Source organism: Streptomyces sp. NPDC059994 (assembly GCF_042737755.1).
In the GTDB taxonomy this organism is placed as follows: Bacteria; Actinomycetota; Actinomycetes; order Streptomycetales; family Streptomycetaceae; genus Streptomyces.
In genome coordinates, this window is sequence record NZ_JBHWUR010000005.1 from 1 (window position 1) to 13307 (window position 13307).

A 13307-nucleotide genomic window follows, 5' to 3' on the forward strand; every position below is an offset into this window, starting at 1 on the left:
GCTCGACCGCCGCGCGACCGCCGCGTGAGAGACTTCGCGGCATCTGCATGTCATGTCCAGGACATTCGCGCACCCTCGCGGTGCGCAGGGAGAAGGGCGACGACGCCATGAACAGATCCCCCTCCAAGGGCTTGGGCCGGGCCGGCCTCGCGCTGGGCGCAGCCCTGGCGTCGACCGTGCTCTGCGCCACGGTGAGTGCGGCGGTACCCGGCGGCGCGAGCGACGGCACGGGTACGGACTCCGTCGCGCGTACGGGCGCCGAAAGCGCTTGCCCCGTCGTGTACTTCGACCTGGGCGAGACCCTCGTGCACACCGCCGACGACGGCAGCATCGGCTATCTGCCCGGCGCGGCCTCCTATCTGCGCGCCCTGCGCGAGCACCACATCAGAATCGGGCTGATCACCAACGTTCCGCCCTCCTGGGGCAGGACCGACGCCGAGCGTGCCGCCAGGCTGAAGAAGGAGGTCGACGCCACCTGGAGGGGCTCCGCGCCCTTCGCCTGGCAGGACTTCGGCGACCGGATCCTCACCCCGCGTACCGAGGCGGAACGCAAACCGGCGCCTGCCCTCTGGCAGCGCGCGCAGGCCGACTCGGGGCGCTGCCGACTCGTCTACCAGGCGGAGACGACCGAGGAGGTCAAGGTCGCCGCCTCGCTGGGCTATCTGCCGTACCAGGTCGGACAGCCCCATCGGCCCACGTTCCTCCCGGCCGGGCTGCTCGAACTCCTCGGCCGCCGGTCCCACTGACCGACGTCCGCGCGCACCGCGCCCGCTGAGGTACACACCTTGGGTACACACTTTCCCGGATGCGTACCTCAGCGGGGACGCGCCCGCGCCGCGGCTACGTGCCCGGCCGCGGCCTGCGGCGTCCGCCTCCGGTCAGCCGGGCCGCGTCACCGGCGTCATGACCGTCCGCGTCCTCCCCGGGGGGCGGCGCGGGCGTCGGGTCCCACGTCCCCGCGTCCACCGCCGGGATCCCGGCCACGGCGCGGTCCCGCCCCACCACCCCGCTGCGCAGGAGCAGTTGGAAGGCCCCCAGCAGCACCGCGGTCGCGAGCGCGCTGTGCCACAGCAGGGCGTCCAGACGCCCGGCGGAGAGATACGCGCCCACGGCGATCGCGGCCAGTGCGCACACCGCGCGGTCCACGATGCTCTCGACCGAAAGCAGTGTGGCCCGTGGGGCGTTCGCGGGTATCGCGTCGTTCACCAACTTGCGCTGGATGGGGTACGCGAAGCCGGTCGCGGCGGCGAACAGGCAGAGCAGCGCGACGACGGCCCACGGCCCGCCGAACGTCATGGCCGCCAGGGTGCCCGCGAGCGCGAGACTGAGGATCGACACCCAGGCCACCGGTGGCAGACGGCGGCTCAGCCACTGGGGCCGGGCCGAGGCCACCGCCTCCGCCACCGTCATCGCCGCCATCACCCCACCGTGCGAGGCCTCCCCGATGCCGTGGTCCAGCAGGATCGGCTGGAAGAGGTTGACCTGGCAGATCCGGGACAGCGTGAAGATCGCCACGCCCTGCACCATCACCAGGGCCAGCCACGGCGAAGAGGCGACGCAGCGCAGCGCGGAGCCCGCGTCCCGCAGGAACGCGCCGCCCCCGCGCCCGCCGTTCGCCCGGCCGGCCGCCGTCCCCTTACCACCGCCCGGCCCACCGCCCGCACCGGCGAGCCGGGGCAGCGCGACGGCGCACGCGAGGGAGCCCGCGGCGCTGGCGGCGCTGAGCAGGTACGGAGCCGCGTGGGCGACGGTCATCAGGGGCCCGACCAGCGGCCAGCACACGACCTTCGCCGCCAGCCCCAGGGCCCGTGCGGTGCCCTCCGCCTTCAGATAGTGCTCGTCGCACTTCTCGGCCCGCAGCCCGTCGTACAGATAGGCGCTCGCCGCTCCCGAGGTGAGCGAACGGCCCGCGGCGATGGCGAGGAAGTGGACGAGGAAGCCGGTGTACGAGGCGCTGACCACGGGAGCCAGGTTCGCCGCCGTCATCACCACCGCCCCGGCCCGCAGGCAGTTGCGGGCGCCGATCCGGTCGGCGATCAGCCCGGTCGGGATCTCGAACAGGCAGAAGGCCACGTAGTAGATGCTCTGGATGCCGAAGATCTGCCCGTCCGAGAGCCCGGCCGCCTTCTGGTAGGCGTAGAACACCGGCATCCACCACAGCAGGTTGAACAGCAGTTGGAAGCCGTAGTTGAGCCGGATGATCCGGCGGGCGGTGTCCGTCGGACCGGTGGCGGCCGGCTCTCCGGGGCGCAGCCCCCTCACAGCGCGTACGGGCGGATCTGGACCAGCCGGAAGTCGCCCCGCTCGGTCATCAGCCACTCGATGTCCAGCGGCTTGTCCACGTCGGACCCGCCGAACTCCGACCCGCTGAAGTGGGACTGCAGGAGCCGCCCGGTCAGGGAGAGGTCGGCGAGCCGGGCGCGGGTGGCGGCGGGCAGCCCGTCGCCCCAGGAGCCCAGGGCGACGGTGCGGCCGCCGCCCTCCACCGTGTTGTACAGATACTGCTGCGGCAGGACCGAGCCGTCGACGACCCGCTCCGGGGAGCCGGGGGAACAGTTGAGGTAGACGTTGCGGAAGTCCTCGCGGCGGGTCGGGTCGCAGGTCACCAGGACACCACCGAGTGAGGCGGGCACGTACTCCTGGATGATCACGCCCATATAGGTGTCGTCGAGGGAGATCCCGACCTGGTGGCGCAGTCGTACGCTGCGGGGCGACAGCAGGGAGGCCCACACCTGGCGTACCGCGTCCAGGAGTTCGCCGGGGCCGTGGACGGCGGTGACGGAGTCGTAGACGCCCGCCGCGGAGAAGCCCGGAAGGTCCTCGGCGTTGGACGAGGAGCGCACCACCAGGCGTCCGAGCGCGGCGGCCGGGACGGGGAACGCCTGGCTGATCTGCCGGGTGACGGACTCGGGGACTGGCGTGTTCCGGATCAGTTGCTGGAGTTGCAGACAGAGCGGGTCCAGGACGTCGGTGGCGTCGAGTTCGAGTGCCATCTTGAGCTTGCCGATGCCCTGCTGGAGGGCGGGCGACGAGGCGAGGAAGTGCTGCTGGAGCGCGAACGGCAGCGCGACGCCCTCCGGGGCGCCGACCGTCGCGGCCACGAAGTCGGACGCACTGGCGCGGAGTTCGGCTGCGGAGGGCGCGCTGAGGCCGAGCCGGGCGGCGAGGTGCCCGTAGAGGTCGTCGCGCGGCGGGCGGGGCCGCCCGTAGAAGGCGGTCAGGTCGGCCGTACGGCTGTCGAGTACGTGGTGCAGCTCGCCGAGGTTGGCCGCCTTGGTGCCGTACCGGTCGCGGTCGGTGCTGCGCAGCCGGTGCAGGGCCAGCACGGGGGTGTTTTCGAGCAGGGGCGGTTCGAGGCGTATGCGCTGCTGGTGCCAGGCCGGTGCGCGCAGGGCCGGTTCCTGGTCCAGCCGCTCCAGGGAGATCTCGTCCTCGCGCACCCGGTAGCGCACCCACGCGCCGTCCAGGCCGCCCCTCTCGACGAGCTCCTCCAGATCGAGCACGATCGCGTTGGGTATCCCCCAGCCGGAGGCCAGGACGTTGGTGTGCGAAAGCGGCGTGATCGGCGCGGTGTTGAGGAATCCGGCCACCCGGGGGACATCGTCCGGCAGGCACGGCATGGCCACGATGTCCGCCCAGCCGAGCCCGGCTTCCCCGGCTGTGTACTCCTCGTACGCCTCGTTCGTACGGAAGAACCGCAGCCGCCCGGTGGCCTCGCCGGGGTTCAGCGGCGTCCGGGTCCTGGAGCCGAAGAGCTCGTGGCTCAGGATGCGCGGCACGCGCAGTTCGCTGATGGCCGCCAGCTCCTCCTCCTGCCCGTGGTTGGCGGGCTTGAGCAGCAACGGGAGCCTGCCATCGACCCGTACCCGCACGAACTCGTAGAAGAATTCGAGGAGTTCGCCGTGCATGGTGTCGGCCTCGGTCGTCTCCAGGACGAGGAAGGTGCGCTCGCGGCCCTCCGCGTCCTCGCCGGTGTGCAGGGACAGCACACCCAGCAGGAAACGACGCCCGGGGTCCATGTAGACGGAGGCGTTGAACGCGTCCAGGTCCGCGTCCAGCTCGGCGAGTTCCATGCCCAGGACGCGGGTGGCGATGTAGTTGACGTGGAAGGGGTGCGCGGCCGTGTCGAGCAGGTGCCAGGTGTTCTCGGCACGGTCGACGACGACCTTGAGGTAGGGGTGGCCGGCCAGGACCCCGGAGAGCGTGCGGAAGAGCGGCAGGGAGAGGTTCTCGCCGACGACCGTGCGGTCCGTGGCCGGTTCGGCGGCGCCGGTGAACAGCTGGGCGGTCATACGGAGACCTCCTCGGGCTGTATGACGGAGCGCCGCGCGGCGGGCAGCACCCGCGGCAGGGCGTCCACCAGCGTCTCGAAGTCGCGGAGCACCGTCCGCGGGTCGGTGGCGGAGAGCAGGCACAGGGCCGCCATGGTGTTGGCGCCCGCGGCCGGGTCGTACACCGGCACGACGCTGCCGTCGGGGAGCGAACTCTCCGCGACCACCGACAGCTCGCTGCCGCGGGTGAGGGGCACGCGCGCCGAGACCGCCGGGAAGTCCCAGACCCTGCGGTCCCGCCACGCCTCGCCCCTGCCGTCGACCGCGAGGACGACGAGGGAGCCGGCCGCGCCGTGCGCCTGCGCCGGGGCGAGGGCCTGCCCGGGCCACTCGACCGGGCGCCCGAGGAGGTGGTCGACGAGCATGCCGACGAGGTCGAGCCCGAAGACCTCCTCGATCTGCGGCACCGTCATCGCGCCGCCGAACCGGGCAGCCGTCTCGATCAGCCACATGTCGCCGTCCGCGCCGAGCTTGATCTCGGTGTGCGTCCCGCAGTCGCGCAGGCCGAGGGCGTCGACGGCCTCCCGCGCGAGCGCCACCACGCGGTCCTGGGCGTCCTGGGACAGCAGGGCGGGGGTGATGCCGGCACGCTCGGTGAACGGCTCGACCGTGGGCATCCGGCCGCTGACGCAGACCGGGTGGAAGACGCCGTCCGCCACGACACCCTCGACACTGACGTAGTCGCCCCAGCCGGGCTCCTCGAACCAGTCCGACACGGCGCCGGTCACGATCTGCTCCACCACGAAGTCCGCGTTCGCCTCGGCCACATGGAGCTCCGCGTACCCCAACTGGGCGGATTCAGCCATGACTTCACGCGAGCGGCGCCAGGCCGCTGACACCTCGTGCGGTGAGCGGATGATCTGGTGCGCGGTGGAGCCCGCGCTCCAGGCCGCCTTGAGGAGCATCGGGTAGGGCAGGGCACCGGCCGCCTCGTGCAGGTCGGCCTCCGTGGCGACGGCACGGAACTCGGGCTGCGGCAGGCCGTGTTCCTGCCAGGTGCGCCGCATCAGCCGCTTGTCACGGGCGAGCTCGGAGGCGCCGCCGGCCCCCGCGAGACCGAGCGCCTCGCACGCCTCGGCAACGGCCACGACCGCGTACTCGGAGAAGGTGAGCACCGCGTCCGCGCCAACAGCCTCGGCCCGCGAGACGATCAGGGACACCAGATCGGAACGCTCCGCCTCGGCGGGCGTCACGACCGAGGCGCACAGTCTCCGGGCGGAGCCTGCCACGGTGGGAGGAAGTGCGCTGAGCGCCAGCAGGTGCACTTCCGCCCTCGCGGCCGTCCGGGAGAGGACGTGACCGAGCGGCGGACCACCCTTGGCATGCACTAACAGCACCTTGCTCACTGAAGTTCGTCTCCATTCGTCCGTGTCGGTACGTGCCGTACGCGTCGTCATACGTGTCGTCGTACGTGTCGTCGTACGGATCGGTGATGCGCGTCGGGCGCGGGGAAAGGTCCCGGCGTACGTGTCGGGGCGTGTTCACCCGCATACTCAAGGCAACCACGCACCAGGCGCCCGCAGCGCCACCGGGGACGCCTGACATTCAGGCAAATGCCTGAGTCGCGGACCGCGTTGGGGCACCGGAACAGTCCGGCGCGGCTGGCGGGTCGGCCTCCACTTCGGCCGAGAACCGAGCATGCGCGGGATCGGGACGGGATACCCATCGCGATGTGACTGTGCGTCAGCCAGTTGTATACGGATGGAGAGACCGCTGTGGACGATTCCAGTCTCAAGGCACTGCTGGAACACCTTCCCGTGTTCTGGTGGGAGGTCGACGAGCCGTGGCAGGTGCTGGAGAGGGGAGGCGGCGCCTTCGCCGACACGGGCACGGCGCAGCGCTTCCTCGACCGGATGCGTCAGGAGCTCTCGGCCCCGGGGCACCCGCCGGAGGAGGGCCGCTGGCAGGCCCGGTTCGACGGCCGCACCTTCGACGTGAGCTGGCCCCTGGACGAAAGCCCCGCCCACAGCCGTACGCGCGGCCTCGCCGTGGAGGTCGACGCCCACCCCGAGACCCCGCGCCGGTACGCCGCCTTCGCGGGCCTTGTGGACCTCGCCCCGGCCGCCGCCTTCATCCGGGACCGCGAGGGCCGCTACCTGTGGGCCAACCACGCCTACGCGCACCTCTACGGCACCGTTCCGGACGAACTCGTCGGCAAGTACATAGAGGACTTCGACGCCCCCGCCGAGGCCGTCCACTTCCGCGCCCTCGACCAGGAGATCCTCACCCGGGGGACACCGGTGCGCCACACCCTCGACTACCGGCGCCCGGACGGCAGCGCGGGCCAGGCGGTGGGCCACCGGTTCCCCGTGCGGGAGAACGCGCGGACCTGCGTCGCCGGGATCTACGTGGACATCACGGATCAACTCCGCGCCATGGTCCAGTGGCAGGAGGCCGAGGACAACCTGCAGGCCCTGCGCGACCACAGCGGCCTGCCCTGCGCACTGCTGTCGGCCAACGGACGCGTGGTCGAGGCGAGCGCGGCTGCCGCCGAGCTGTTCCAGCTCAGCCTGCCCGACCTGGTCGGCCGCCGCGCGCACACCCTGCTCGCCCCCGGGCCCGGCCTCGACCGGCTGCACCGCAGGTGGAACGGTCTGATAGCGCGCCGCACCAGACGAGTGGAGACGTCCGCGATACTCGTCGACGCCCAGGGGCGGCAGCGCCGCGCACAGCTCCACCTGACGACGGTCGGCCATTCCGCAGCCCGCGCCCGGCACGTCTGGGTCATCGTCACCCACCAGAGCCTCGCCCACGAGGCCCATCCGTCACTCACCGCCGCGCAGATCCGCATCCTCTCCCTCCTGGCGGCGGGCAGCAGCAACAGCGACATCGCCACCTCGCTGAAGCTGTCCCGGCAGACGGTCGACTACCACCTCAGCCGCCTGCGGGAACTCCTGGGCGCCGCGACCCGCCCCGCCCTCGTCGCCCGCGCCTACGTACTCGGCATCCTCGCCCCCCGCGCCTGGCCCCCGCGCTCCACCACAGCGGCCCATCCACTCAGCACGGCCTGACGGGCACGGGCTGCCCCGCCACTTGGGCCGGGCAGCGCCATCAGGTCCTGGCCGGGCCGGACGACGCTGCCCGGCCAGGGCTGCCCAGAGCCTGAAGCGACCGCCTCACCCCGCCGCCGACCAGAACTCCGACCGCTCCCGAGGCCGAAGGTCCTCCGCCCGAGGCCCGCCGGGCTGCCCCGGCGTCCCGGCCGGATACGTCATGGCCGAGTCCTGCGCGCACCCGAAACTCGCGCTGATGAACACATTCCCCACGCTCCCCACCTGCAGCGACACGCTGAAGCCGTCGGGGCGGCTCGCGCGGAGCCATGGCATCGACTCGTCGTTCCGCACGCTCGTGACCTTGAAGCCCTGCTGCTCCCAGTGGCGCTGGACCACGCCCAGGAGGCTGCCACGGCGGTGGGGGGAGACCACCGTCATGATGTTGCGGCTGCGGGTGACCGTCGTCCTGCCCATCGGCTCGTTGAGATCGGTGCTGCATGCCTCCTGCATGGGGGCGCCGTACGCCCACTTCACAGGCGGCTGGACCGCCGCCAGCGTCTCGTCCAGGATCTTCTCCGAGCCCTCGCCCGCCTGCTGCATGTTCATCTTCGATGCCTTCTGCGTCTGCCGTACCCGCTGGTCGCCGCTCTTCGTCTGCCCGGCCCCGCCAGGCCCGCACGCCGCCAGCGCCGTCATCAGCACCGCGCACGCCACCACCCGTGCCCGCCTCATCGCGGCCTCGTCGTCGTGATGCGGTCGCCGTGCCCCGTCACCACGCTCGCGATGTTGGGGAGGGAGTCGCCGCCCGCGTCCGGGTCGAAGTAGAGCGCGTGCGCGGGGAGGTCACCCTTCGCCAGACCCGTCAGACCCGTGTCCTTGCCCGGGGCCACGGCGAAGTGGTGGCCGCCGAAGTGGTTGTCCGCGGGGTCCGTACCGAACCAGTTCTTCTTCGGGCCGTACTCGCTTCCCGGTGCCACGTACTCCAGCAGGTTCGGCGACGGAAGGTACGTGACCTGGTCGTTCTCCGCCGCGCCTATGTATACGTGTTCCGCCCCCACACCCAGGTCGGACGCCTTGTTCACACCCACACCGGGGCTGCCGATCAGCACCACGTCGTCCGCCGGGATACCGCCGGGCTGCTGCGTCGCCTGACCCACCGTGAGTGAGCCGTACGAGTGGCCGATGGCCGTCACATGCGGCGAGCCGGACTCGTGGGTGGCCCTGATGCCGCTCAGGAACCGGTCGTACGCCGGAGCTCCCGCCTTCGCGTCGTCCTTGCTCATCACGTCCGTCGCCGACCACGACAAGCTGTCGAGCTGCGGGCAGTCGTAGCCGAGCCACACCACCGAGGCGGTCGTGGTGTCGGGGTACATCTTGTTCGCCATGGTCGCCACGTTCCGGGCGCGGTCCACGTCCGCCGACGCGAAGTGGCCGCTCAGCTTGGTGTTGAGCCCCGGCACGTACGCGGAGACGTTCTTCGACGTGTCCGGGTTGCCGAAGGAGACTATGGCCCGGCCCTTGCCCTCCGAGCCGATGCCCAGCAGGTACGGGCGCGGCTCGCCCTCCGCCGACAGCTGCTTCTTGATGCCCTGCAACCCGTCGATCTTGTCCTTGAGCGCCTTCGCCTCGTCCCCGTCCGCTCCCGCGTACTGCGCCTCCAGGCTGTTCAGCAACATCGGCAGATACGTCCGGTTGGCCCGGTCGCGATCGACGGCCGGGATGCCGTCGCGGTTGCCGATCTGCTGCGGGTAGTCCTGGATCAGCTTGGCCTGGAGGCTGGGGGACAGCTGCGCCCACCACGCCTGCACGGCGGCAGGGGAGCCGTTCTTGTCCGGCATGCCGAGCTCGTGCAGCAGCTCGCGGTTGAGCTCGTCCGCCTTCGCCAGCTCCAGCAGGCCCGTGCTCCAGTCGCCCTTCGCGCAGCGGTTGGCCGCGTCGGTGAAGAGCCTGATCGCCGCCGCGTACTCCTTGTCCGCCTTCTGCGCCGCCGCCAGAGCGTCGCCGATGCGGTCGGCGTACCCCTGCGCGCGGGTGGCCTGGTCGCGCTGCATCATCGCCACGTCGCCGGGCTTCATCCCGCCGGTGTCGACGCTCGGCGCGGTGACCTTGCCGTCGTCCGCGACCTGGTATCCGGCCCCCGTCGCGTCCGCCACGGCGTTCGCGAGCTTGCCCTGCTGCGCGGCGAACTCCTCGCCGCAGGCCCTCAACACCGTTCCCACGGCGTCGAGTTCCTTCTTCGCCACCACCAGGTCGCGCTGCATCCGGCCGAGCCGGTCGGCGGCGGACTCGGCGGCGATCCCGCCCCAGTTCCCCTGCTGGAGGGGCTGGTGCAGATACTTGCCGCAGTCGGTGGTGTGGGTGGCGAACTTCTCCGCCAGCTTGTCCCAGGCGTCACCCGCGTCCGTCAGCAGGAGCGGTTTGGCGTCGCGGAGTTGCGAGACCCGCATGTGTCAGTGCCCCCCGTTCGACGCCGGCGGGAGGGTCACTCCCGGGGCGTAGGGGGTGTACGGCGTGTACGGGCCGTGCCCCGGGGCCGTGACGCCCGGCGCGTACGGGCCGAAGCCCAGGAACGACTTCCCGCGCTCGTGGTCCTCCCGGGTGAAGCGCGTACTGGACGAGCCGACCGCGTCCGCCGCACCCTCCACCATGCCCGCCAGCGAGCGCAGCGCCTTCGCCCACGCCTCCAGGCAGTCGTCGATCGCCTTGGCGGTCTCGAAACCGGCGAGACCCGCCACCGCCGCGTCCGTCGGCGTGTACAGGGTCTTGATCTCGTCGGGGATGTCCTTGGCCACCTTGCGCGCCGAGTCGCCGGCCTTCTGGACTTCGCCTGGCGTGATCCAGAAGCCCCGTGTGGGACCACCGATCGGTGTGGACATGCCGTTCGCCCCTCCGCTTGCTGATCTTCTTTCCGGCAGGCTACAGGGCGAATTCAGGCCAGCTATGAGTACGCGTACTCAGTCCTGATCATCCAAGTGCTCAGCGACGGCGGCTCCCCGATGCCCTCGATGTCCTCGGACCACAGCCCCGGGCGGGCCGAGCCAACTCCCGCACCAGCGACCGCCATTCGACGTCACCGAGCACCACGACCTCCACCCCGCGCCCGGCCGGCCCGCCCCCTGTTGCTGTAGGCCCGATAGGCATCGAGGTTGGCCGTTGCCGGCCTCGGCGGGGGTCGGGCATCTTGCGGGGCCTGCCGCATCCGGCCCTGGGACGCGGATCTTCTCCAGGACCGGCTTGAACTGGGTGCAGGCCGCCCGCTGGCCGGGTGTGACGATCAAGGGCAGCGGGCGGCGGCGGGCGGCAGCGGCCGTCGGCCCTCAGATGGAGTTTGATGGTGAACCCGCCGCGTGAGCGGGGCCGGTCCCACCGCCACCACGGGCTCAGCGGCCCCAGCGCAGCGCGGCCGTCTGCACGGGCGCGTCCCACAGCCGCAGCATTTCCGCGCCGGCCCGGCACAGCGTCACCGAGCAGCCCGCCATGTCCAGCGACGTGACGTAGTTGCCCACGAGCGCCCGCGCCACCGGCACGCCCCGGGCCTCCAGCAGCCGGACCACCTCGGCGTGGAACCCGTACAGCTCCAGCAGCGGCGTCGCTCCCATCCCGTTGACCAGGGCCAGTACCGGCCCGTTGGCCGGAGCCACCTCCACCAGCTCCTCAAGTACGGCGCCCACCGCGACCTCCGCGATCTCTCGGGCCGGCATCATCGCGCGCCGCTCCCGGCCCGGCTCGCCGTGGATCCCGACCCCGAGCTCCATCTCCCCGTCCGGCAGGTCGAAGGTCGGGCCGCCTTTCGCGGGAGTGCTGCAGGCGCTGAGCGCCACGCCGAAGGTGCGCGAGGACTCGTTGACGCGCCGGGCGATCGCGGCCACCTGTTCCAGCGGTGCGCCCTCCTCGGCGGCCGCCCCGGCGATCTTCTCCACGAACAGGGTCGCCCCGGTGCCCCGCCGCCCGGCCGTGTACAGGCTGTCGGTGACGGCGACGTCGTCGTTGACCAGGACCCGTTCGACCCGGACGCCGTCCTCCTCGGCGAGCTCGGCGGCCATCTGGAAGTTCAGGACGTCCCCGGTGTAGTTCTTGACGACGAACAGCACGCCCTGCCCGGCCTCGACGGCGCTCGCCGCGCGCAGCATCTGGTCCGGGACGGGCGAGGTGAACACCTCCCCGGGACACGCGGCCGACAGCATCCCGTACCCGACGAACCCGGCGTGCAGCGGCTCGTGCCCGGAGCCGCCGCCGGACACCAGCCCGACCCGCCCGCCCTCCCGCGCGTCCCGCCGTACGACCACCCGCCGCTCCACGTCCACGTTCAGCTCCGGGTGGGCGGCAGCCACCCCCCGCAGGGCATCGGCGACCACGGTCTCCGGACTGTTGATCAGCATCTTCATGGGACCTCCCGGGTGGAACCGGCGGCCGAGCCTCTGTCCAGTGTCCTCACGGGGCTCCGGCATCGCCGGTGACAGGCGGGCGCATTCGCGATCGCACGCCACACGAACAGTGTGCCGTCACGCCGTGGACATCCGCGATCCGTGCTCGCTGCCGCCCGCCTCCCAGGGCGGGGGTACGGCCAGTTCGGTCCAGGCGGCCAGGGCGCCGCCGCCGACGCGGACGATGCCGCAGGTGGCGGCGGGCTCCTCGGCGGGTGCGGCGGCGGAGGCGGTGGTGACGACGACCGCCACGTCGGCCTCATGGACGGCGAAGCAGGTGCCGCCGCGGCGCCACAGGTCCTTGGAGCCCACCCGGTTGCCGTCGGCGTAGTGCTTGCCTGGGATGACGGCGGAACCCGTCCGCGTTCGTCGCGACCACATCGGCGCCCGAGTTGCCCGCACCGCCGAACGCTTCCACCGGTGTGCAGCCGGCCCCGCGCGCACGGCGCGGCGACGTGTGCACGAAGCCGTCGGCCGCGGGGCCGCGGACCCCAGGTCAGCCGGACCCTTGGCGCCGGCATCCCCTTCCGCCTGGTCAGGGGGTCGCTCTCACCGGCCGGGCAGCAGGCGTTTCGCCTCGCGCGCGCATGGCTCTGGCCGGTCTTACAATGATCTCTGGAGTACTCGGGGCAGTCGACGGCCGGCCCTTGGGCCGGCGGGAAGCGGGCACCCATGGCTGAGCGACTCAAGAGATCAGGACTGGTCGGCGAGCTTTCAGCGGAATTCGCCGGCACGATGATCCTCATCCTCTTCGGTTGTGGCGTGGTGGCTCAGGTAGTCGCCGGCGGGGCTCTCACGAATCCGGCGGGCGGCCTGGGAAACCACGACAGCATCGCCTGGGCCTGGGGCCTCGGCGTCACCCTGGGCGTCTACGTCGCGGCGAGGCTGAGCGGTGCTCACCTCAATCCCGCGGTGACCGTCGCGCTGGCGGCCTTCAAGGGCTTCCCGTGGAGCAAAGTGGCTCCCTACGCGCTGGCCCAGACGGCCGGCGCCTTCGTGGCAGCCCTGATCGTCCGGTGGAACTACACCGAGGCGCTGGCGAAGGCGGATCCCACCCACACGATCAAGACGCAGGGCGTCTTCTCCACGCTGCCCGCCAACGGCAACACGAACCTGCCGGTCACCGAATGGGGCGCACTCCGCGACCAGGTCATCGGCACCGCGATCCTGCTGCTGCTGATCCTCGCGGTCACGGACCTGCTCAACACGCCCCCCGGCGCCAACCTGGCGCCGTTCATCGTCGGCCTGATCGTCGTGGCCATCGGTATGGCCTGGGGCACCGACGCGGGTTACGCGATCAACCCGGCACGCGACTTCGGTCCCCGGCTGGCCAGCTTCTTCACCGGGTACGGCGGAGCGTGGCGAGATCAGTACGGGCACTTCTACTTCTGGGTGCCGATCGTCGGTCCGCTGATCGGAGGTCTGCTGGGAGCGGGCCTGTACAAGTTCTTCATCGGCCGGTTCCTGCCGACCGCTGAGCCGGAGCCCCCCGGACGGGTCCCGACCCCGGACGAGAGCTGACACGAGAGCTGACCGGCTCCCGGGGCGGCCGTGATCCG

At 71.8% G+C, this 13307-nt stretch carries 11 protein-coding genes; 3 read left to right on the forward strand and 8 right to left on the reverse strand.

Translation table 11 applies throughout. From position 1 onward, the window contains the following. Window positions 1-107: 107 nt before the first annotated feature. Window positions 108-746 (forward strand): hypothetical protein, encoded by a 639-nt coding sequence (locus tag ACFWA7_RS04200; RefSeq protein WP_385820780.1) that lies wholly within the window; start codon window positions 108-110, stop codon window positions 744-746. Between the two features lie 94 nt (window positions 747-840). Here the strand turns inward: ACFWA7_RS04200 and ACFWA7_RS04205 are convergent, their stop codons facing one another. The 3 genes from ACFWA7_RS04205 to ACFWA7_RS04215 are packed head-to-tail and all read right to left on the reverse strand — an operon-like array spanning window position 841 to window position 5677. Continuing rightward, on the reverse strand, window positions 841-2262 hold the full coding sequence (locus ACFWA7_RS04205) for an MFS transporter (RefSeq protein WP_385820782.1): 1422 nt from the start codon (window positions 2260-2262) through the stop codon (window positions 841-843). Then, complete coding sequence (locus tag ACFWA7_RS04210) at window positions 2259-4292, reverse strand: PEP/pyruvate-binding domain-containing protein (protein ID WP_385549299.1); 2034 nt, start codon at window positions 4290-4292, stop codon at window positions 2259-2261. The genes ACFWA7_RS04205 and ACFWA7_RS04210 overlap by 4 nt, the downstream gene beginning before the upstream one ends. Beyond that, complete coding sequence (locus ACFWA7_RS04215) at window positions 4289-5677, reverse strand: acetyl-CoA carboxylase biotin carboxylase subunit family protein (protein ID WP_385549302.1); 1389 nt, start codon at window positions 5675-5677, stop codon at window positions 4289-4291. Before ACFWA7_RS04215 ends, ACFWA7_RS04210 begins: the two co-directional genes overlap by 4 nt. Window positions 5678-6046: 369 nt before the next feature. On the opposite strand from ACFWA7_RS04215, the gene ACFWA7_RS04220 reads away from it, so the two are divergent. Next, complete coding sequence (locus ACFWA7_RS04220) at window positions 6047-7342, forward strand: PAS domain S-box protein (RefSeq protein WP_385549306.1); 1296 nt, start codon at window positions 6047-6049, stop codon at window positions 7340-7342. 105 nt (window positions 7343-7447) lie between these two features. Here the strand turns inward: ACFWA7_RS04220 and ACFWA7_RS04225 are convergent, their stop codons facing one another. The 5 genes from ACFWA7_RS04225 to ACFWA7_RS04245 all read right to left on the reverse strand — a co-directional run bounded on the left by ACFWA7_RS04225 (window position 7448) and on the right by ACFWA7_RS04245 (window position 12129). After that, window positions 7448-8056 carry a hypothetical protein gene (locus ACFWA7_RS04225; RefSeq protein ID WP_385549309.1) on the reverse strand — a complete coding sequence of 203 codons (609 nt, stop codon included), beginning with the start codon at window positions 8054-8056 and terminating at the stop codon, window positions 7448-7450. Next, window positions 8053-9771 carry an alpha/beta hydrolase gene (locus ACFWA7_RS04230; protein WP_385820784.1) on the reverse strand — a complete coding sequence of 573 codons (1719 nt, stop codon included), beginning with the start codon at window positions 9769-9771 and terminating at the stop codon, window positions 8053-8055. The genes ACFWA7_RS04225 and ACFWA7_RS04230 overlap by 4 nt, the downstream gene beginning before the upstream one ends. A 3-nt stretch (window positions 9772-9774) precedes the next feature. Further along, entirely contained in the window at window positions 9775-10200 is a 426-nt protein-coding gene (locus ACFWA7_RS04235; RefSeq protein WP_385820786.1) for a hypothetical protein, read from the reverse strand. A gap of 504 nt (window positions 10201-10704) precedes the next feature. Continuing rightward, entirely contained in the window at window positions 10705-11709 is a 1005-nt protein-coding gene (gene dhaK / locus ACFWA7_RS04240; RefSeq protein ID WP_385820788.1) for a dihydroxyacetone kinase subunit DhaK, read from the reverse strand. A gap of 117 nt (window positions 11710-11826) precedes the next feature. Further along, window positions 11827-12129 (reverse strand): hypothetical protein, encoded by a 303-nt coding sequence (locus ACFWA7_RS04245; protein WP_385820790.1) that lies wholly within the window; start codon window positions 12127-12129, stop codon window positions 11827-11829. 291 nt (window positions 12130-12420) lie between these two features. On the opposite strand from ACFWA7_RS04245, the gene ACFWA7_RS04250 reads away from it, so the two are divergent. Further along, window positions 12421-13269: an MIP/aquaporin family protein gene (locus ACFWA7_RS04250; protein ID WP_385549323.1), complete on the forward strand. Its 849-nt coding sequence runs from the start codon at window positions 12421-12423 to the stop codon at window positions 13267-13269. Window positions 13270-13307: the final 38 nt, after the last annotated feature.